This is a genomic window from Metapseudomonas cellulosilytica (assembly GCF_049334135.1).
Classification (GTDB): Bacteria; Pseudomonadota; Gammaproteobacteria; order Pseudomonadales; family Pseudomonadaceae; genus Metapseudomonas.
On record NZ_JBHZGN010000008.1, the window covers coordinates 216,775 to 236,187 of the forward strand.

Here is a 19,413-nt window from a genome sequence, read left to right on the forward strand (position 1 = left end):
CATCGAGCCAGCGGACAGGAACTGAACAGGATTTTGGCTTTCATCCCACGAGGTGCGCTTATTCGCCAGGATCGCGACTGCCCGGGGATTTAATCTGCGGTGGTCGTGGCAAGCGCGACACATCGCTGTGCGAGGACGTTGGTGGGATCAACGAGTGCCACGCTCACCCCTCCGATATGAAAATCGTCTGCCTGCGGCAGGATAAGCGGGAGTTCGGTGCAGCCAAGGATGAGGACCGTTGCCCCTTTCCTGGTCAGATGTTCAGCGGCTGCAAGAAGATCATCCCGACATTGGCCAGAGGTATGCCCGGCCTTTACCCCTAGCTCGCCATAGATGGCGTTCATCACCAAAGCCTGCTCTTTCTCATCTGGAATCAGCAGCGGCAGCCCAACACGCCCAGCGGCATGGTGGTAAACGCGACTCTGGATCGTTCCAGAGGTCGCCAGTAGGCCGACCTTTCTCTCGGAACCATAGGATCGCCGAATGAAGTCGATGGTCTCGGTAAGCATGTTGATGATGGGAATACCCAGATGCCCCTGGATACGCTCAACGTAAGCGTGGGCCGTGTTGCATGGGATGGCGATGGCGTTCGCTCCCTCGCACTCCAATCGCTTGCAGGTGGAATACATCGCGACGGTAGGGTCCATCTCCTTGTGCAGTAAGTTCGCCGTTCGATCCGGGATCTGCGGATTTTGCTCCACGACCATCTTGATGTGGTCCTGGTCTCTTCCCGCTGGGGTGTTCTTCACCACCTTGCCCATGAAGTCCACTGTTGCGGCCGGTCCAACTCCACCCACGATGCCGAGCTTGAAAGGAGCTGCGTTTCCTGGTGATTCGCTAGCGGTCGCGTAGTCGGCGTAGACCTGATTGGCATCGACGCAACTGATGCCCCTGCGATGAAGGTTGGGCACAACAAGAGACAGCTCCGTCATACCCGGCAGAAGCAGTTTGGCGCCCTGATTGTGAAGGTCGAGACAGGCTTGATGCAGGAGTTCGATGGCTACGCCGTCCAGGTGGCCTGCCTTGATACCGGCCGGGCCATAAACCGCCTCCATGAGGGCGGCTTGATTAGCTTCGGACGGATACACCAACTCATAGGCACTGCCGAAATGGCGCTCAAACAGACCGGCCGATCGAACATAGTCCGACGCGAGAACTCCCAAGCGAACGCGTGGTTCGGCTACCAGGCGCACGTGCTGCTTGAGCGCGGCCATCATGTCCACAATCGGGATTTCCAACTCGGCCTGTAACTCGTCCACGAAGGTGTGGCTGGCGAAGCATGGAATCAGGACTGCATCGGCACCACCCTCTGCGAAGCTTTGGCAGACCTGAAAGACATAGAGCTTCCTGGACGTCATGCTGGCATTGCTGCTCAGCGGCAACGCCAGGTCTTTGAACGGGTGCTGTTCGAACAAGAGGTGATAGCGACCTTGGTCAGCTAGCACCGGCTCACTCTTGATCAGTTTCAGGAACAGGTCCCCGCCGGCTAGCGAGCCCAGCCCGCCTATGATGCCCAGCGTCCGTCCGGTGTTCTTGCTTCTCGACTGTTTCATTTCTTACTCAGTTAGGCAGGGAAGGGGACCTGTGGGTTAGCAACCCGTTCTTAGGCACTCTGGGTGGCGGTGTGCGCGACCTGATGATGTCGAGCGCCTAGCGCGTCCGCTTCGTGGTCGCGCTCAGCCTCCAGATTGGCAATCACGGCTGTCGCGATGCTGTTGCCTACAACGTTGGTTGCCGTACGGCCCATATCCAGGAATTGGTCGATGGCCAGGATCAGCAACAAGCCAGCTTCGGGCAGATGGAACATCGGCAGGGTAGCCGCCACGACCACGACGGATGCTCGTGCAACACCGGCCATCCCTTTGCTGGTGATCATCAGGGTCAGCAGGATCAAGATCTGCTGAGTGAAGCTCAGTTCGATGTTGTAGGCCTGGGCGATGAACATGATCGCGAATGCCTGGTACATCATGGAGCCGTCGAGGTTGAACGAGTAGCCGAGCGGAAGTACGAAGCTGGAGACGCGTTTGGGTGCGCCGAACTTTTCTAGTGCATCGATGGTTTTCGGGTAGGCGGACTCACTGCTTGCGGTGGAGAACGCCAGCAGGACAGGCTCGCGAATCAGCTTGCCGAGGGTGAAGACCGGACGACCCAGGAAGAAGAAGCCGACGGCAAAGAGCACGGCCCAGAGCACGACGATGCCGAGGTAGAACTGGCCAATCAGCTTGCCATAGTCGAAGAGGAGTCCGATGCCTTGGGTCGTGACGGCGGCTGCCAGGGCTGCGAAAACCCCGACCGGGGCAAACATCATCACGTAGTCGGTGATGCGGAACATGACCTTGGCCAGTTCATCGACCAGGCCACCGATAGCATCGTGACCCTGGCGTTTGACGAAGGCCAATGCCAACCCGAAGAAGATCGAGAAAACAACAATCTGGAGGATTTCATTGTTGGTCATCGCTTCCGCAATGCTGCGCGGGAAGACATGACCAATAAAGGCCTTGAGGCTGAAGTCGCCGGCGTTGACCACTACCGCAGCGGCAGGCGTATCAGGAATAGCCATGTTCAGGTCAGCGCCTGGTTGGAAAAGGTTGACCAGCAACATCCCGAGGGCCAGAGAGAAGACGGATGCGCTCACAAACCAAGCCATTGAGCGCAAGCCAATCCGGCCCACCGAACTGGAGTTGCCCAGGCTGCTGATACCACCCACCAGGGTCGCGAAGACCAGCGGTGCAATGATCATCTTGATCATGCGCAGGAAGATGTCGGTGACCAGACTGAAGTAGCCCGCAATCTCCTTCGCTGTTTCGGGGTTGCCTGCGAACTTATTGCAGCCCCAACCCACAGCGATGCCGAGGAGTATCGCGATGGCAATGTACTTGGGTAGTTTCTTGTTGTTCATGTGGACCTCTCTTGTTGTGCGGGGACCACGCCGAGACGCGCCCCCCGAAGATTGCAACTCACCCTCACCAGGCTTTGCTTCAAAGGGTGTTGATGTCGCGGGGGCCTGTCAGCGCGTCGGGCTTCAGGATCTGTTCCAGCTGGGCCTCGGTTAAAAGTCCTTGGTCGATGACGATGTCAGCAACCTTGCGCCCGGAGACCAGTGCTTCCTTAGCGACTCGGGTGGCGTTGCGGTAACCGATGTAGGGGTTGAGCGCCGTCACGAGGATGATGGAGTTCTCCACCAGGTCGAGCATGCGGCGGGGATTGGCGGTGATGCCTCGAATGCACTTCTCCTCAAGCACGGAACACGCCCGGGTGAGGTGGGTGATGCTGCGGAACATCGAGTAGGCGATTACCGGCTCGAACGCGTTGAGTTGAAGCTGGCCAGCCTCCGCAGCGAAGCTGATGGTCACGTCGTTTCCGATGACTTCGAACGCCACCTGGTTGACCACCTCGGGAATCACCGGGTTGACCTTGCCGGGCATGATGCTGGAGCCGGCCTGCACAGCCGGCAGATTGATCTCCCCGAAGCCGGCGCGCGGTCCACTGGACAGCAGGCGAAGGTCGTTACACACCTTGGAGAGCTTGGTGGCGATCCGCTTGAGTACGCCGGAAATCTGGACGAAGGCGCCGACGTCTTGGGTGGCTTCAATGAGGTTCGGCGCAGTGACCAGCGGAAGGCCAGAAATCGCGCACAGGTGCTCACGCACGCGGTTGACATAGTCTGCCGGCGAATTGATTCCGGTCCCGATAGCGGTCGCCCCCATGTTGATTTCGCGGACCAGTTGCAGGGCTTCCTGCAGCCGCTGACGGTCTTCGCCAATCATGATGGCGTAGGTGCGGAACTCCTGGCCCAGTGTCATCGGCACGGCATCCTGCAACTGAGTCCGCCCGACTTTCAGCATGTCCCGGAATTCAACCGCTTTGGCCTCGAAGGCCATCTGCAGATGGCCCATGGCATGCAGCAGATCCAGGCCGCTGCGATAGGTGGCCATCTTGAGTGCCGTGGGATACACATCATTCGTGGACTGACTGAGATTGACGTGCTCGTTCGGGTGCAGGAAGTCGTAATCACCCAGCGGACGACCGAGCATCTCAAGCGCTTTGTTGCAGATCACCTCATTGGCATTCATGTTGGTGGAGGTACCCGCACCGCCTTGAATCAGGTCGATCGGGAATTGATCCAACAATTCGCCGGCGCGAATGGCTTGGCAGGCCCCGACGATGGCTGCGCAGCGCTCGTGATCGAGAAGCCCCAGGTCACGGTTGGCCAACGCGGCCGCCTGCTTGATATCCGCGTGGGCGACGACGATGGCGGGGTACCTGGAAAGCTGCTCACCAGAGATGGGGAAGTTTTCCAATGCGCGCAGTGTGTGGATGCCGTAGTACGCGTTCGCGGGGACTTCGCGATCACCAATCAGGTCATGCTCTATGCGATAAGCGGGAATGCTGGAGTAGGTATTCATGGCTGCCTCGTTTGGACCAACGAGTACAGGCTACGAGGATGCCGGCCAGCAGTTGATGAGTATGCGCCATAGTTCTATGCGAGATTTTCATAGTTATCCAACCTCCGCGAAAGGACGCTAATTTCTGCCTTCATGCTGTCATTTTCGACAGGCGCCGTTCCCTCGGAGCCGGCGTCGCCAGAGACCTACTGGAGAAGGTTCGTCAGGGATGCAAAGCTGATTTCGACAGCATCTGCTGATCGCACCTGCAACGCTCGTGCGCCTCCATCCGTTACTGCTGAGCCTAATATGCAAACCAAATGGATAGACGACCTGCTGGCGGTCGCTGAAACCAAGAACTTTTCAAGGGCCGCCGAGATCCGCTGCATTACGCAGTCTGCATTGTCTCGACGAATCAAATCCCTAGAGGAGTGGGTAGGAGTCGAGTTGGTGGATCGCGGAACCTACCCAGTTCAGCTCACCAAGGCAGGGCGGACATTCTGTGATCAAGGACGAGATGCTTTGGCAACCTTTATGGAGCTGCGATCTGCGCTGAGGAAGGGTGACCGCATGCCTGGACGCTCCATCCAGGTAGTGGCTGGCCATACTCTTTCCATGACATTTGTGCCCAAGTGGTTTGTCGAGTTCCAGCGCCGAAATGGCTACTTCAACGCCCGTGTCCTGGCAGCAAACGTCCACGACGCCGTAATTGCCCTCGCCGAAGGAAATTGCGACTTGATGATTGGGTACAGCCACCCACAAGTGCCTATTTTCCTTGATCCCGACAAATTTGTTGGGCTTCGTTTGGGGACAGATGCGCTCATTCCCGTTTCTGCTCCAGACGCCAGCGGAAAGCCGCTGTTTGAGTTGCCGGGCTCACCCGACCAGCCCATCCCCTATCTTGCATACACCGCCACGTCGTTCCTCGGTCGCGTGGTGGACATTATTCATCGGATTGCCACCAAGCAATCGCACCTCAAGCGCTTCTATGAAGCGGACATGGCTATGCACCTCATGAGAATGGCTCGTGAAGGGTATGGGATCACCTGGATGCCGGAGTCGGCTGTCGAAGAGGAAATAGCGGGCGGCAAGCTAGTTCGAGCCGGCGGCAACGAATGGAGCGCGGAGCTTGAAATCTGGTCGTTCAAGTCGATTAGCAACACCAACCAAACAATGCTTGAGCTATGGAAATCTTTGGAAAAGGACGTGCGCTAGCGTTGAAAAGGCGCACTTTTGTTTGCGCACATGATTTGGATGAATATCGATTGGCGCAAGGTAGGGGATTAAGCCACCCTGCTTAGGCCTGCGGCATCAGTCGTAGTGTGGCGTCTTTTGGCCGATACCCACAGTTTGCAACCGGCTGCCTGGGCCGGTTTCTGCCTGTCATGAACAGCAGCTACCGCCCATTAGTTGCCATCTCCTCAACCTGCTTCCACCCACCACTCAAAACGCCGCAGCCTTGCTGCGGCGTTCGTGTTTCATCCGCCTCCTAGGGCAACTGCCTCCAGCTCGGTCGTTCACTCAGGGCGCGGTCTTCATTCGCGAGCATGAATCGCGGCAAGTCCTTGCGTGCGATCCAGATTTCCCCTTGCCACTTCACCACGCCGATGCGCTGCTCCGCCCAGCTCATGAAAGCCCGTTGCGGGCTAGCGTCTGGGGTGCGGTGGTGGTCGTGGAGGGTGGGGACGACTTCATCGCTGAGCCACTGGCTGAGGGCGCAGTGTTCGGGGTGGCCGAAGCGGTAGAGGGCGCGGTAGAGGCCGGCTTCGTTGACCAGTTCCAGTTCTTCGCAGCGGCCGCTGTGGTGCTGGAGGACAGCGTAGCGGCGCTGGTGGGGGTAGATGCGTTTGGTCAGGCGGTAGGGGCGGGCGGCGGCGATCATCAGGGCGAAGTCGAAGGCGACGAACCAGGGCTGGTTGTCGATCATCACGGCGCGCAGTTGGTGGCAGTGGCGTTGGAAAACGATTGGGGTGTATGCGTCATGCATGGTGGAACTCCTACTAGGTCCATGAGCTTGCCGCCATTCGCTGTCAATCGAAGGGTGGCAAATCGCGCGGGGTTGACAGACCGGCTAGTAGGAACCGGCAGACCACGAGGGTCTCCCCGCGCGATCTGCCATGGAGCGTTGCAGTAAAAACTGCTTGCGTACAAGGGCCTGCAAAAAACATCCGCCGTTTTTCGCATGCACCGAGCGGCGCAATCGCGCCTACTAGTTCGGGCTGTCAAACCCGGCCACGGGATTGACCGTGACGGCCCGCAGGATAGGTAAGCGGGGAGGGCGGGGCAAGGGGCGCTGCTGATGAAAGGACAGGTTATCCATCAGCCCATGGCGGTTCATCGCTTCGCTCGGCCTATCCTCTCTGAATGCCAGCCATGATGCGAACAAGCCGAACTTTCCCCGGCCGCTGCGCATCAGAACTTTTATACCCCCCGCCTGGTGACGATCCGTGTCGTTCGCATCGAATGCCCGGACGCCTGTATTCCGCGCATCCAACAGCCCTGGCAACAGGGTTGCAGAGAGACGCCGATGAACAGCACCGCACTGCTCGACCAGTACCTGCAAGTACGCCGCCACAGCGAATCGCTGGTGGCTTCCCTCAGCGAAGAGGACATGGTGGTGCAGTCCATGCCCGATGCCAGCCCCGCCAAGTGGCACCTGGCCCATACCACCTGGTTCTTCGAGACCTTCCTGCTGCGTGAGCGGTTGCCCGGCTACCCCGTCTTCGATCCCGGCTTCGCCTATCTCTTCAACTCCTACTACGAGGCCCTCGGGCCACGCCAACCCCGTCCGGAGCGGGGGCTGCTGACCCGGCCGCCCCTGGAGCGGGTGCTGGCCTATCGGCGCCATGTGGATGAGCACATGCAAGTGTTGCTGCGGGACGCCCCTGAAGAGGTGCTGCTCCTGGTGGAACTCGGCCTGGCCCATGAAGAGCAGCACCAGGAGTTGCTGTTGATGGACCTGCTCCATCTGTTCAGCCGCTCACCCCTGCGCCCGGCCTACAACGTACGCTGGCGCGACCCCGGTGGCGATCGCCCGGGCCGCTTCGTCGGCCTGCCCGGCGGGTTGGAGGACATCGGCCACGACGGCGAGGGTTTCGCCTTCGACAACGAGGGACCGCGCCACAAGGTGTACCTGCAGCCGTTCCAGATCTGTGACCGCCTGGTGACCAATGCCCAGTGGCTGGAATTCATCGAGGCGGGCGGCTACGGGCGCGCCGACCTCTGGCTTTCCGAAGGTTGGGCGCGGGTACAGGAGGACGGCTGGCAGGCGCCCATGTACTGGCAACAACGGGACGGTGACTGGATGGAGATGGGCCTGGGCGGACTGCACCCGCTGGTTTTGGCCGCCCCGGTCACCCATATCAGCTTCTACGAGGCCTGCGCCTTCGCGGCCTGGGCCGATGCCCGCCTGCCCACCGAGGCGGAGTGGGAGGTGGCCGCCCGCGCCGGGGTGCTCGGCCAGGTGGAGGGCTGCGCCTGGCAGTGGACCGCCAGCGCCTATGCGCCTTATCCCGGCTTCCGTCCTTCCCGCGATGCAGTGGGCGAGTACAACGGCAAGTTCATGGTGAGCCAGATGGTGCTGCGCGGCGGCGCCAGCATCACCCCGGCCGGCCACGCCCGGCCCAGCTATCGCAACTTCTTCTATCCGGCCCAGCGCTGGATGTTCTCCGGCCTGCGCCTGGCGCGGGATGCCGTGACCGGCCAGACGGTGGGCGATCACGAAACCTTCGCCGAGGACGTGCGCGCCGGCCTGTCGGCGCCGGCCAAGAGCCTGCCGCCCAAGTATTTCTATGATGCGGTGGGCTCGGAGCTGTTCGAGGCCATCTGCAACACCCGGGAGTACTACCCCACCCGCACCGAGACAGCGCTGCTGCGCAGTATCGCCGCCGAGCTCTCCACGGTGATTCCCCAGGGAGCGGCGCTGGTGGAGTTCGGCAGCGGCGCCAGCCTGAAGACGCGGCTACTGCTGGATGCCGCACCGCAGATCGGTCTCTACCTGCCCATCGACATCAGTGAGTCGGCCCTGCGCAAGGCCACTGCCATGCTCCAGGGCGCCTATCCCGACCTGCGGGTGCTGCCCCAGGTGGGCGACTTCACCCACTTGCCCCACCTGCCGGCGGAAGCCGCGCGGCGTCCGCGGGTCGCCTTCTTCCCCGGCTCCACCCTGGGCAACTTCACCCTGGAGGAGTCCCGGCGCTTCCTGCGTTCGGTGCGTCGTTACCTGGGACGCGACTCGCGCTTCATCCTCGGCCTGGACATGCAGAAGGATGTCGCCACCCTGGAAGCGGCCTACGACGACGCGGATGGCATCACCGAACAGTTCAACAAGAACCTCCTGGCGCGCATCAACCGCGAACTGGGAGGTGATTTCGACCTGGACGCCTTCGATCACCTGGCCCGCTGGAACCCTGAGCGAAGCTGCATGGAGATATTCCTGGTCAGCCGCCGCAACCAGAAGGTTCACGCGGCCGGCCGCACCTTCGAATTCCGCGCCGGAGAGCGCCTGCACACCGAGAACTCGCACAAGTACAGCCTGGCGCAGGTGGCGGACCTGGCCGCCGAGTCCGGCTGGCACCTGGGGCGTCAGTGGCTGAGTCCGGATCCGCAGGTGGGCATTTTCGTGCTGGAGGCCTGAACCCCGTCCCGCCGCAGCCTGCCGGCATTGCGGGCCAGGCTGCGGAGCCGGCGCAGTCGCTTACTTGAACAGTTCAGCGTTGGCCGCCAGGACTTCGTCTGCGCACTGTGCGTCCAGGTGGCCGCCCGGTGCGCCCGCCACGCCGATCGCACCGATGACGGCATCGCCGGCCTTGACCGGGACGCCGCCACCCAGCAGCACGAAGCCCGGGATATCGGTCAGGTTGGCGGCACCCGGGTTCTTCTGGGCGTTTTCCATGATGGCCAGGGTCGGCGCCTTGGCGGACGCTGAGGTGAAGGCCTTGGCGCGGCTGGCTTCGATGGTGTGGGGGCCGGCGTTGTCGGCGCGGGCGAAGGCTTTCAGCAGGCCCGCGCGGTCCACCACCGACGCGCTGACGTTGTAGCCCTTGGCCTGGCAGGCGGCGACAGTGGCGGCGGCCAGCTTCTGGGCGTCGGCAGTCGAAATATTGCTTTCCTTCAGCACGGCAGCATTGGCGGCGCCCGCGAAGGTCAGGGTGCAGAACAGCGCGGCAAGCGGATAACGAGACATGGCTACGTCCTTTTCGTGGATCGATTTCAGGAGTAGCCAGTGTGGCCAGGGCGCGCCTGCCGCGGTATGCGCCCGATTACGCTGCCGTCTCCGTAGTGCTACGGAGACGGCGGGTCCAGCAAGGTGGCGTATTGGCGGATGAGTTGCGCCAGCGAGTCGGCTTCGAGCTTGGCGAAGACGTTGGCCCGATAGGTTTCCACGGTGCGCGGCGACAGGTCGAATTCCCGCGCGATCTCCTTGTTGCTCATGCCCTGGACGATGCGCACCAGCACGTCATGCTCACGCCCGGAAAGCCGTGCCAGCCGTTCGACGGCGGCCTGGGTCACCGCCTGGCGTTCGCGGCTGGCGACGTGGGTGCGCACGGCGGCCTGTACGGCGTCCAGGAAGACGTCATCGTCCACCGGCTTCTGCAGGAATTCCATGGCGCCGCCCTTGAAGGCGCGGCGGCAAAGGTCGACGTTGGCGTGACCGGTGAGCATCACGACAGGCAGGTCGGAAACCTCCGCCAGCCTTGCCAGCACGTCCAGCCCGCCGATACCCGGCATGCGGATGTCCAGCACCACGCAGCCGATGGCCTGTGGCGACAGCGAGGCGAGGAAAGCCTGGGGATCGCCATGGCCCTCGCTGCGCAGCCCGACGCTACGCAGCAGCAGCGCCAGTCCTTCGCGCACGGCATCGTCGTCGTCGACCAGGTACACAAGCGGGGAATGTGCGGGGAGGCTCATGCGTCGGCTCCGGCGAGTGGCAGGCGCAGGGTGAAGCAGGCGCCCGTGGGGTCGAGGTTGTGCACAGCGATGCGGCCGTCCATGGAGCCAGCAAGGGTTTCGCACAGGGCCAGGCCCAGCCCCATGCCCTGCGACCGCGTGCTGTAGAACGGCTCGAACAGCCGCGGCAAGGCTTCGGCGGGGATGCCAGGGCCATTATCGCTGACGCTGAACTCGTATTCCGGGCCTTCGACGCGGCCGCTCAGGACGATACTCCGGGTGCCTGGCGTGTCGGCCAGCGCGTCGGCGGCGTTCTGCACCAGGTTGTGCAGGATCTGCTCGAGCGCCACCCGATCACCCAGCGGGCGGGCACCCGGGTCGGCATTGCGCCACGTCAGGCGGATGCCGCGGCGCGCCAGCTCCTCTTCGCGCAGGAACAGCAGCGAAGCCGCCAGCGCATCCGGTTCCACGATCATGCGCGGCGAGGGCGAGCTGGGCTTCACCAGCTCGCGCATGCGGCTGATGATGTCGGCCGCGCGGCGGGCCTGGCCAGCACTGGCGCGCAGCGCCTGGCGCACCGCTGGGCGCTCGTCCTCGTCATCCAGCAGGCGTTCGGCGGCGCGCACCTGAGCGAGGATGGCGGTCAACGGCTGGTTCAGCTCATGGGCAATGCCCGCAGCCATTTCCCCCAGGGTGCTCAGCCGCGCCATCGCCGCCAGACGGACCGCCTCCTGCTGCCGTCTGGCGTCGGCGCTCGACCGTTGCCAGGCAGCGGTGCCGGCCGTCAGCAGGCAACTGGCGGCCGCCCAGGCCAACCATTCCACCCAGGGCCAGTCGGCGGGCGTCAGGGTGCGCCAACTGTGCAGGGGAAAGGGCTGGCTGACTGCGCCCAGAGGTTTTCGCAGGTCGATTTTCCAGCCCGGTGAACGGGTGGCAGGCTGGCGCGCCAGCAGCGTCAGCGGGCCTGCTCCGACATCCAGCGTCAACATCGCCAGTGAGGGCGGGAAGTCGGCGGCCGAAATGAGTTGCCGCGCGTCCAGCAACAGACTCCAGCTCGATGGGGCAACCAGCCAATAGCGGGACTCGTCCAGCGACAGCGTGACGGGCCGCCCCGCCTGACGGGCGTGCTCGACCGCAGCCACCAGGCCCGGCGGAGACGCGGTGCTGCCTGCCCAGGCCCCGTCGCGCAGGAAACCCAGCCCCAACAACTGCGGCATGGATGGCTGCAGGCTGGGGAGGAGGCGTTCAGGAATGGGCGGGTGCGACAGCGCGGCCAGGGTGGCCAGCACCGCTTCGTGCTGCACGGTCTTCTGGCTGAGCATGCGCTGCGCGATGCTGGTGTCCTGGAAAAAACGCTCGTAGCGGTCGACGTAGTCCTGCCAGCCGATCCAGGCTGCGATGGGGCAGAACAGGACCAGCCAGAGAAGGAATGTGCGGGTATTCGTCAGGGGCTTCACGGCCGACATCATGCCTTGCCGCCTCGGACGCAAGCCATCCGTACGGCTACGGAGGCAGGGGGCGGGCACGCCGTCGGCCAGGCCAGGAGGATTGCCCTTGGGGATGCACGCGGTCCGCTGCGCAAGGGGCGGCTGGCGGTAATGGCCGCACGGGATGCGCCAGCGCGTTGGCCCAGGGGGGAGGTGTCGATGGTTCGCATCCGTTCAGCCTGATTCCGGAAATCGGTACGGCGCCGCAAGTTCCGTGGCGGCGCCTATACCCGTTGTAGTGCAGTTGCCGACCTCCATGTCGCTGGATGACAGCTGCGCACTGCTGCGACGGAATCAGGCTTCGTGTCGTTGCCAGATGCCGGACTTCATCCAGGCATAGGAAAACACCAGGTTGACCAGGGATGCCAGCGGCAGTGAAACCCAGACCATTGCGACCGACAAGGCCAGATGAAAGGCGGCGACGTAGGCAAAGCCAAGCATTGCCAATGAAATGAACACTTCGATGACAAGTGCCGCCGCGGTGTCGCCGGTGCCAATCACCGCGGTGAACCAGATTTCTGCCGGGATGGCCACCAGCATGGCGAGAGCGACAACCTGCAAGCTGATGCTGCTTTGCTCCAATCCCACTGCCTCTGGAAAGAACACCGATACCAGCCAGTGCGGTGCCAGCAGCGCAATCGCGACGAAAGGCCCGGTGACCATCAGTGCACCGCTGATGGCGTGTCGCAGGATCTCGTCGATCTTCGGCAACCAGTCACGTCCTATGTAGCGGCTGACCAGCGAACAGGTCGCCTCGCAGATGCCCTCGGTCGGAATCAGGAAGACGATATAGCAGGTGAAAACGATATTGCCGATCGCCAGCGCTTCGGTACTCATGGATTCGAGAATCAGGAAGAACAGAAACCAGCGCAGCGTTTCTACGCCCCCCTGTAGCGCTATGGGGGATGCCAGGCGCCCCAGCAACAGCAGGGACCGATGCTCGAATCTGGGCCGGCGGAAGAACCGGTAGCGTCCGCTGTCGAGACGCCACAGGTAGACGGTGAGGAAGATACAGGTAACGAACTCGGCGCCCACCGAGCCGACCGCAGCACCGCGCATGCCAAGGGCGGGAAAGCCGAAATTGCCAAAGATGAACAGGTAGTTCAGCAACACATCGATGCTGACCAGCAGAAGGGTGGCGGGCACCAGGGCCCGCGATCGGCCGATGCTGACCAGCAGGGCGCTATAGGCGAACGTCGCGCCGGTGAGCACCAGGCCGTAGGCTTCGATCTGGAGATAGTCATCCAGCAGAACCCCCACCTCGTCGGACGTGACGAACCAGTAGCTCACCACTGGCGAGAGCAGCTTGAGCAGCACCGTCAGCGCCAGGCAGATGAGCAGTACCAGTACCAGTCCCTGGCTGAAGATGGCGCCGACCGCCTCGGGTCGGCGCTGGCCAACACGCCGCGCAGTGAGAATCTGGATGCCGTCCACCAGCCCGAGCGGCAGTACCAGGAATAACAGCAATATGGAGTCGGTGACTGCGATCGCCCCCAGCTCGGTCACACCGACCCTTGCCAGAAAGACGGTATCGATCAGGCGATCGAAGGTTTCGGAGGCTTCGACGAAGATGATCGGCAGCGAGACCGTCCAGAGTACTTTCGACAGATTGCCGTTCGCCACGATCCGATACTCACGGGTCGCTTTCAGGCAGTCAGCGCGATCTTGTAGGCATGACGATTCAAGTGCATGACCATACAGGACAGCAGAGCACCGCTCTTGTGAAACTCACTGAGATTGAAATAACTGACCTCCAGCGCCAGGTCGGCAGCAATATCCTCCAGCTTGCGGTTCTTGTGGATTTCCTCGGCGTATTCCTCTGTACTGGCCCTCAGCGAGTGGATGTGCGATGAGTTGAGCACCAGGCTTGGCAGACGTACGCTATTGCAGATGCCGGAGTAACACTCATCGAGACTGACATCGATAATATTGGTGACGCGTTCGAGTTCGGCGATCTTCCGTTTTTCAAGCAACTCGGTGCAGACCAGGGTGTGCTCGCGGGTAATCGGAAATACCAGGCAGTCGAGGTGATAGAGGTAGTGATCGGTCATCGGCAGCTGGATGATGTGCATGTCGAACTTTTCTTCCATCCAGTCGTAAGTTTCCTTTTCAGTCCGGATACCATAGCCGCCAATGTAAATATTGTCGTGCAGGTGCTTCAGTTCGGCCTCACCTTCGAACTTGCTCGGCGCCACATGGACGTCATATCCCATGCTCCGGAAAAACTGGAAGCCGACTGCCGTTTCGGCGCGGCGTGGCTCGGAAGTGAAGTTCGAGATCACGACCGTATTCTTGTCTGAAAAATGATCCAGGACGATACCCAGATTCGCCGTGTACAAGAGATCCTGCAGGCCGGAAAGTTTAGGCGTAGGCAGGATATAAACCAGCGCCTCCGCGCTGATATAGCGGTACAGCTCCATGAACTGGATGCAGGCCTTGGTAAAGTCTGGTTGGCGATCCTATTCCGACAGTTCCGTCATCCAGCAATTGTTGGCCTCTTGAGTCGAATAGGAGAATGGGAAGTTCAACAGGAAGCACGGCCGCTCCAGTTGCGTAGGATTACGCCAGGGGGAAGTCAGCTTTAACTCTGATTGCTCGGCCACCTCGCTGAAGCTGATTTCCAGTCCGTTGAGTTCAGGTTCCGGCGATTCAAGTTCCAGACCATACGCTGGATTCAGAATATTCCGGGCTGCGTCCGCAGTGTGGGTATCCAGTGCTTTCATGGCAGAGAGCTCCTGTCAGGTTAAGGATGGAATGCGGCTCGATCAGCGCGATCATTCCTTGCCACGGCACCTCCTGATTCCACTCGATCAGGAAAAACGGCTTGCGACTCTACTTGCGCTTGTCGGCGTACTCGACGCCGGCAGAATGTCATCTGCTTCATTGGGAAGCTCGTGCATCGTGAGCGGTGTATTTCTCCGGAGAGGGGAACTCTTCTTCAGCGTTTCGATAATGGTTTTTTCTTTTGGAAATGCGTATCAGCGCATCGATGCCCGCCTCGACATGGTCGCCGGTATTCTGCAGCGTCTCGAAAACGAAGTTGGACGAGAGTGGCACGATCAGGTCAACTTGCGAGCCGTAGCGAATCTGGGAGAAGCGCTCTCCCTGGAAGACGGGCTGATGTTGCTTGAGGTTGAAAGGCGTAATGCAATCCACATCGTAGTCGGCGATCTGCAGCACTTAATAACTCATGCCAAGTTCCGGCGAGTCGATCCGATTGACCATGCGCTGGTTGTGATGAAGGTAATCCAGCATGTCCGATGGGATGCGAAGATCCTCCAGAATGTTTGTCTCTACATCGAGCATCGGATTATTGAATGTATCGATAGGCTCCAGCTCCCGGTACGATAGCCGTCCGGGGTAGGGAACACGATTGACGTGGACGTCGAACATGGTCATGAAAATGCCGATGACCAGGCTTTCTGCCTCATATTGCGGATCACGCAAGGCATCCCGTAACGAATAGGGGCGCCCTTTTATATCGACGATGCTTTCATCGCTGCGTACCGTTTTCTGATACAGGATGATGCCGTCGGCCGGGGAAAAGAAATAACTCATGTCCGAGTACGCCGGACGTACGGGGTCCCGGAAAAAGTGATGTTGTGAGATCCAACTGATCGACTTTTCCTTGATTGGGGATATATCGTTCGCCAACCAATCCCTAAGACTCTTTGACATGGGGTCCACCTCAGTTAGTTGCCGTGCAGGTGGTCGAGGACTTCGCCAGCGGCGGACAGGGTAGGGGCCGCCTTCACCGCGCTGTGGAAGTCGCCGGGGAATCCGTCGTTGTTGGACCCGGTGTGGGCGTTGCGCGCTGTTTCGGTAGGCGCTGGATCGAACTGGACGGGCTGGTTCGTCGTTAATTCGGTGGGCAGTTCGATCGCCCAGGGAATTGTCGGTGGGATGGGTGGTATCAGCGGACGCTCGTCGTCATCGTCCGAGCCAGGAGCAACGCCGATAAGTGGTGCAGCGATGGCCGCCGCTGTGGGTTCGAGAAAGGTCCCTCTCGTTCCTGCCGAGGGTTCGTCTTCTTTCCCTGTTCTTCGTTTTTGTCCTGCGACCAAAAGACGGGTGGAACCGCCTGTGTGCCGGCAGGGGGAGGCTGCGAAAGAGCTGGCGACCTTGCCATTGATGCGGATGGAATCGCCGGTGTGACGGACGAGGACAAGCATTTCGACCTCTAGCTGGCGCAACGTTGTCGGTAACGCGCGCCTGCTTTCATAGCATCCCTGTCCTGGATGGGCCGAATCACATCGGCGCTGGGCTTCAATAGAGTGGAGTCCGAAGAACTCCCAACAGTTCCAACCCAAGTAGCCAGTGGCCGTGCCCCTGATACTCGGGGGACTCAACTGCTCGCTAGCGGGTCGGGCGGGCACCCCTCACCCACAGTGCGCCCTGGAAGATTTTCATCATCAACACCTCGCCCGGGTCATGACGTCGAATCGCCATTATGGGTAGACTCGAGTTCCCTATGGCCGATCAGCGCCAGGCGGCTCCCTCAGTCCTGGCGAAGCAGAGTCCAGATGCAGCCCTTGCCTGCACACGAGGCGCCGGAGAGCGCCAATGATGACCGATTCGACGGCCTGACCCGCCTGGCCAGACGCCATTTCGGCGTCATGGCCGCGTTGCTGACCACGGGCACCGAGCAGTGGCAACGGATCAGGACCTGCGATGGCCTTGCCTTTGGCATTGCCGAGTCGATCGTCCCCTTTGGCGTCTGCTGGGTTCACACCGACGGGGTGCTCGTGGTACCCGACCTCCATTGCGACGAACGCTTCCGTGCTCATGAACTGGTAATGGCCGAACCCCAGGTGCGCTTCCTCGCCGGCTGCCCGGTGCGGGCCGAGGATGGCGGTGTGCTCGGCATGCTGTGCCTGTTGCACGACCAACCTCGGGAGCTGGATACGGCCCAACTGCTTTTGCTTCGCGAACTGGCCCGGCTGGCGGCCGACCTGCTGGCGCGTGAGCGAGCCGATGCCGAGCTGCGGCGGGAGCTGGAGGTGCTGCGCGGAAGCGAACGGCGCATGGCGCTGGCCATCGCCGGAAGCGGTACCGGCATCTGGGACCGCAATGTGACCACCGGCGAGATCCACTATTCCACCGGCTGGAAGGCCATGCTGGGCTACGCCGAGCATGAAGTGGGCAATCGCATCGAGGAGAGCTACACCCGCGTCCACCCGGCGGACCTGGACTATGTGAGGGCCACCATCCAGGCCCACTTCGAGCGGCGCACCGAGGCATACGAAGTGGAGCACCGCATCCGTTGCCGGGACGGCAACTACAAATGGGTCTGCAGCCGCGGCAAGGTGGTCGAGCGCGATGGCGCCGGCAATCCATTGCGCATGATAGGTACCACCACGGACATCACCGCCATGCGCAGCATGTCCGAGCAGGTGCAGCAGACCGCCACGCTGCTGACCGACCTGACGGACGAAATCCCCGGCATGGTCTTCCAGTTCCGCCGCGACCCGGACGGCCACTCGTACTTCGCCTACGCCAGTGCCGGCGTCCGGGATATCTGCGGGCTCACGCCGGAGCAGTTGAAGGCTGATGCCCGGGTGATGCAGACGATCGTCCATCCGGACGACCTGCTGCTGTTCCTCGAATCGCTAGAGGCTTCTGCCCGCAGCCTGGCGCCCTGGCACCTGGAGTTTCGGGTGCAATTGCCGGGGCAGGGGATCTCCTGGCGCCAGGGCGAGGCGCAACCCCGGCGGCTGGACGATGGCAGCGTGCTCTGGCACGGCTTCATCACCGACATCACCGAGCGCAAGCAGATCGAGGCCGAGTTGCAGGTGTTCGCCACCACCGACTCCCTCACCCAGCTCGCCAACCGCCGTCACTTCATGCAGCAACTCGAAGCCGAACTGGGCCGGGTGCAGCGCAGCGCCGGCCACCGCGGTGCGATCCTGATGTTCGACCTGGATCACTTCAAGGCGATCAACGACCGCTGGGGACACTCGGTGGGCGACCAGTCGCTGCGGCATTTCGCGGCGATCCTCGGCAAGCAATTGCGCAAGACCGACGCGGCCGGACGGATGGGCGGCGAAGAGTTCGCCGTGATACTGAGCGATGCCGATATCGACGAGGCGGTCACCTTCGCCCGGCGCATCCAGCAAGAGCTGTGCGGCGCCCCCGTGGTGCATGGCGATGAGCGAATCCCCCTGGCCATCAGCGTCGGTATCTCCACCCTCGACGCCCATGACGCCAGCGCCGAGTCCGCGCTGTCGCGCAGCGACATCGCGCTGTATCGCGCCAAACGGGCCGGCCGCAACCGTATCGAGTGCAACTGAGAGCGGGTCAGGACATGCGTGGCGGACGCTGATACTGGTGAGTGTTGTGCTGGCTGGTTGCGTGTCGGGTTGGCAGGGGCGCGGATCGTCATCCCCGAAATCCGCGACTAATCTCCCTTACAACCGAGCGGCAGGAGTCCGGGCCGCTCTCTGACTGGCAGGGGAGCCGATCACCATGGACAGCACGCAAGACGCCTACAAGACAGCTACCGTCCTCGTCGTCGACGACACACCGGACAACCTGATGCTGATGGCCGACCTGCTCAAGGACAGGTACCGGGTCAAGGCCGCCAACAGCGGCGAGAAGGCCCTGCGTCTGTTGCAGGCCGACCCGCTGCCGGACCTGATCCTGCTCGACATCATGATGCCGGGGCTGTCTGGCCATCAGGTGGCGGAACAACTCAAGCTGGCCCCGCGCACCCGCGATATTCCCATCATCTTTCTCACCGCCATGGCTTCGATGGAAGACGAGATTCTGGGGTTGGAGCTGGGGGCCGTGGACTACATCACCAAACCCATCAGTCCGCCGGTGGTTCTGGCGCGGGTGGAAACCCAGCTGAAGATCAAGGAAGCTGCCGACTTCCTGCGTGACCAGAACGATTATCTGGAGCAGGAAGTCCAGCGTCGTACTCGCGAGGTGATGGCCATCCAGGACGTGACCATCCAGGCCATGGCCTCGCTGGCGGAAACCCGGGACAACGAGACTGGCAACCACATCCGCCGCACCCAGAACTACGTGAAGCTGCTGGCGGAGTTGCTGCGCGATCATCCGCGTTTCAGGCACGTTCTCAACGACGAGACCATTGGCCTGCTGTTCAAGTCGGCGCCCCTGCACGACATCGGCAAGATCGGCATTCCCGATTACATCCTGCTCAAGCCGGGGCGCTTGACCCCGGATGAGTTCGAGATCATGAAAACCCACACCACCCTGGGGCGGGACGCCATCCAGCATGCCGAGGATCAGTTAGGCATCTCGGTGGACTTCCTGCGACTGGCCAAGGAAATCGCCTACAGCCACCAGGAGAAGTGGGATGGCAGCGGCTATCCCGAGGGACGGGCTGCGGACGATATCCCCATCAGCGCGCGACTGATGGCCGTGGCGGATGTCTACGACGCGCTGATCAGCCGGCGCGTGTACAAGCCCGGAATGCCCCACGAGCAGGCAGTGGAGATCATCCGCCAGGGGCGTGGCTCGCACTTCGATCCGGATATCTGCGACGCCTTCCTGACGTATCACGAGCAGTTCCGCGCCATTGCCGAACGCTTCGCTGACAGCGACCAGGACATGGCCAAGCAACTGGCTGCCCTCGAGCGCATCGCCGAGGAGCCCTGAGCGCCAGCGTGACCTGCCTGGATTCGGCA

General features: G+C 61.7%; 15 protein-coding genes and 2 pseudogenes. 4 read left to right on the top strand and 13 right to left on the bottom strand.

Annotated elements, in window-relative coordinates; translation table 11 throughout:
• Positions 1-89 precede the first annotated feature (89 nt).
• From cuyB to aspA, 3 genes are all read right to left on the bottom strand, one after another.
• Complete coding sequence (gene cuyB / locus ACFW0H_RS12895) at positions 90-1,553, bottom strand: cysteate racemase (protein ID WP_422914292.1); 1,464 nt, start codon at positions 1,551-1,553, stop codon at positions 90-92.
• A 50-nt stretch (positions 1,554-1,603) separates the two neighbouring features.
• Complete coding sequence (locus ACFW0H_RS12900) at positions 1,604-2,899, bottom strand: dicarboxylate/amino acid:cation symporter (RefSeq protein ID WP_422914293.1); 1,296 nt, start codon at positions 2,897-2,899, stop codon at positions 1,604-1,606.
• A 79-nt stretch (positions 2,900-2,978) separates the two neighbouring features.
• The gene (gene aspA / locus ACFW0H_RS12905) at positions 2,979-4,406 is read right to left on the bottom strand and encodes an aspartate ammonia-lyase (protein WP_422914294.1); all 1,428 of its coding nucleotides are present in this window, start codon (positions 4,404-4,406) and stop codon (positions 2,979-2,981) included.
• 288 nt (positions 4,407-4,694) lie between these two features.
• Here aspA and ACFW0H_RS12910 point away from each other — a divergent pair, with 288 nt between their 5' ends.
• Entirely contained in the window at positions 4,695-5,600 is a 906-nt protein-coding gene (locus ACFW0H_RS12910; RefSeq protein ID WP_422914295.1) for a LysR family transcriptional regulator, read from the top strand.
• Positions 5,601-5,874: 274 nt separating this feature from the next.
• Here ACFW0H_RS12910 and ACFW0H_RS12915 read toward each other — a convergent pair whose 3' ends face one another.
• Positions 5,875-6,372, bottom strand: coding sequence for a BRO-N domain-containing protein (locus ACFW0H_RS12915; RefSeq protein ID WP_422914296.1), 498 nt, complete (start codon positions 6,370-6,372; stop codon positions 5,875-5,877).
• A gap of 540 nt (positions 6,373-6,912) precedes the next feature.
• On the opposite strand from ACFW0H_RS12915, the gene egtB reads away from it, so the two are divergent.
• Entirely contained in the window at positions 6,913-9,021 is a 2,109-nt protein-coding gene (gene egtB / locus ACFW0H_RS12920) for an ergothioneine biosynthesis protein EgtB (protein WP_422914297.1), read from the top strand.
• Positions 9,022-9,081: 60 nt separating this feature from the next.
• Here egtB and ACFW0H_RS12925 read toward each other — a convergent pair whose 3' ends face one another.
• The 9 genes and pseudogenes from ACFW0H_RS12925 to ACFW0H_RS12965 form a co-directional block, all read right to left on the bottom strand.
• Positions 9,082-9,570: a GlcG/HbpS family heme-binding protein gene (locus ACFW0H_RS12925; RefSeq protein ID WP_422914298.1), complete on the bottom strand. Its 489-nt coding sequence runs from the start codon at positions 9,568-9,570 to the stop codon at positions 9,082-9,084.
• A 98-nt stretch (positions 9,571-9,668) separates the two neighbouring features.
• The gene (locus tag ACFW0H_RS12930) at positions 9,669-10,295 is read right to left on the bottom strand and encodes a response regulator transcription factor (protein WP_422914299.1); all 627 of its coding nucleotides are present in this window, start codon (positions 10,293-10,295) and stop codon (positions 9,669-9,671) included.
• Complete coding sequence (locus tag ACFW0H_RS12935) at positions 10,292-11,743, bottom strand: sensor histidine kinase (RefSeq protein ID WP_422914300.1); 1,452 nt, start codon at positions 11,741-11,743, stop codon at positions 10,292-10,294. The genes ACFW0H_RS12930 and ACFW0H_RS12935 overlap by 4 nt, the downstream gene beginning before the upstream one ends.
• A 312-nt stretch (positions 11,744-12,055) precedes the next feature.
• Complete coding sequence (locus ACFW0H_RS12940; RefSeq protein ID WP_422914301.1) at positions 12,056-13,384, bottom strand: MATE family efflux transporter; 1,329 nt, start codon at positions 13,382-13,384, stop codon at positions 12,056-12,058.
• Positions 13,385-13,407: 23 nt separating this feature from the next.
• Positions 13,408-14,190, bottom strand: a complete 783-nt coding sequence (locus ACFW0H_RS12945) for an arginine deiminase-related protein (protein ID WP_422914333.1) — start codon at positions 14,188-14,190, stop codon at positions 13,408-13,410.
• A gap of 30 nt (positions 14,191-14,220) precedes the next feature.
• A complete protein-coding gene (locus tag ACFW0H_RS12950; protein ID WP_422914302.1) occupies positions 14,221-14,484 on the bottom strand; it encodes a hypothetical protein in 264 nt (87 codons plus the stop codon).
• Between the two features lie 31 nt (positions 14,485-14,515).
• A pseudogene (locus tag ACFW0H_RS12955) lies at positions 14,516-14,645 on the bottom strand (IS5/IS1182 family transposase); the annotation flags it as partial.
• Positions 14,642-15,439 (bottom strand): annotated as a pseudogene (locus tag ACFW0H_RS12960) (phosphatidylserine decarboxylase). The pseudogenes ACFW0H_RS12955 and ACFW0H_RS12960, both read right to left, overlap by 4 nt.
• A gap of 14 nt (positions 15,440-15,453) precedes the next feature.
• Positions 15,454-15,933, bottom strand: a complete 480-nt coding sequence (locus ACFW0H_RS12965; protein WP_422914303.1) for a hypothetical protein — start codon at positions 15,931-15,933, stop codon at positions 15,454-15,456.
• A 351-nt stretch (positions 15,934-16,284) separates the two neighbouring features.
• Between ACFW0H_RS12965 and ACFW0H_RS12970 the strand changes: the two genes are divergently transcribed.
• Together ACFW0H_RS12970 and ACFW0H_RS12975 are read left to right on the top strand one after the other, a co-directional pair.
• Positions 16,285-18,051 (top strand): sensor domain-containing diguanylate cyclase, encoded by a 1,767-nt coding sequence (locus ACFW0H_RS12970; RefSeq protein WP_422914304.1) that lies wholly within the window; start codon positions 16,285-16,287, stop codon positions 18,049-18,051.
• Positions 18,052-18,226: 175 nt separating this feature from the next.
• Positions 18,227-19,384, top strand: coding sequence for a response regulator (locus ACFW0H_RS12975; protein ID WP_422914305.1), 1,158 nt, complete (start codon positions 18,227-18,229; stop codon positions 19,382-19,384).
• The last annotated feature ends 29 nt before the right edge of the window (positions 19,385-19,413 follow it).

Coding starts and splice junctions, on each gene's coding strand:
- cuyB (WP_422914292.1), bottom strand. CDS start 1,553: ATGAAACAGTCGAGAAGCAAGAACACCGGACGGACGCTGGGCATCATA.
- ACFW0H_RS12900 (WP_422914293.1), bottom strand. CDS start 2,899: ATGAACAACAAGAAACTACCCAAGTACATTGCCATCGCGATACTCCTC.
- aspA (WP_422914294.1), bottom strand. CDS start 4,406: ATGAATACCTACTCCAGCATTCCCGCTTATCGCATAGAGCATGACCTG.
- ACFW0H_RS12910 (WP_422914295.1), top strand. CDS start 4,695: ATGCAAACCAAATGGATAGACGACCTGCTGGCGGTCGCTGAAACCAAG.
- ACFW0H_RS12915 (WP_422914296.1), bottom strand. CDS start 6,372: ATGCATGACGCATACACCCCAATCGTTTTCCAACGCCACTGCCACCAA.
- egtB (WP_422914297.1), top strand. CDS start 6,913: ATGAACAGCACCGCACTGCTCGACCAGTACCTGCAAGTACGCCGCCAC.
- ACFW0H_RS12925 (WP_422914298.1), bottom strand. CDS start 9,570: ATGTCTCGTTATCCGCTTGCCGCGCTGTTCTGCACCCTGACCTTCGCG.
- ACFW0H_RS12930 (WP_422914299.1), bottom strand. CDS start 10,295: ATGAGCCTCCCCGCACATTCCCCGCTTGTGTACCTGGTCGACGACGAC.
- ACFW0H_RS12935 (WP_422914300.1), bottom strand. CDS start 11,743: ATGATGTCGGCCGTGAAGCCCCTGACGAATACCCGCACATTCCTTCTC.
- ACFW0H_RS12950 (WP_422914302.1), bottom strand. CDS start 14,484: ATGAAAGCACTGGATACCCACACTGCGGACGCAGCCCGGAATATTCTG.
- ACFW0H_RS12965 (WP_422914303.1), bottom strand. CDS start 15,933: ATGCTTGTCCTCGTCCGTCACACCGGCGATTCCATCCGCATCAATGGC.
- ACFW0H_RS12970 (WP_422914304.1), top strand. CDS start 16,285: ATGCAGCCCTTGCCTGCACACGAGGCGCCGGAGAGCGCCAATGATGAC.
- ACFW0H_RS12975 (WP_422914305.1), top strand. CDS start 18,227: ATGGACAGCACGCAAGACGCCTACAAGACAGCTACCGTCCTCGTCGTC.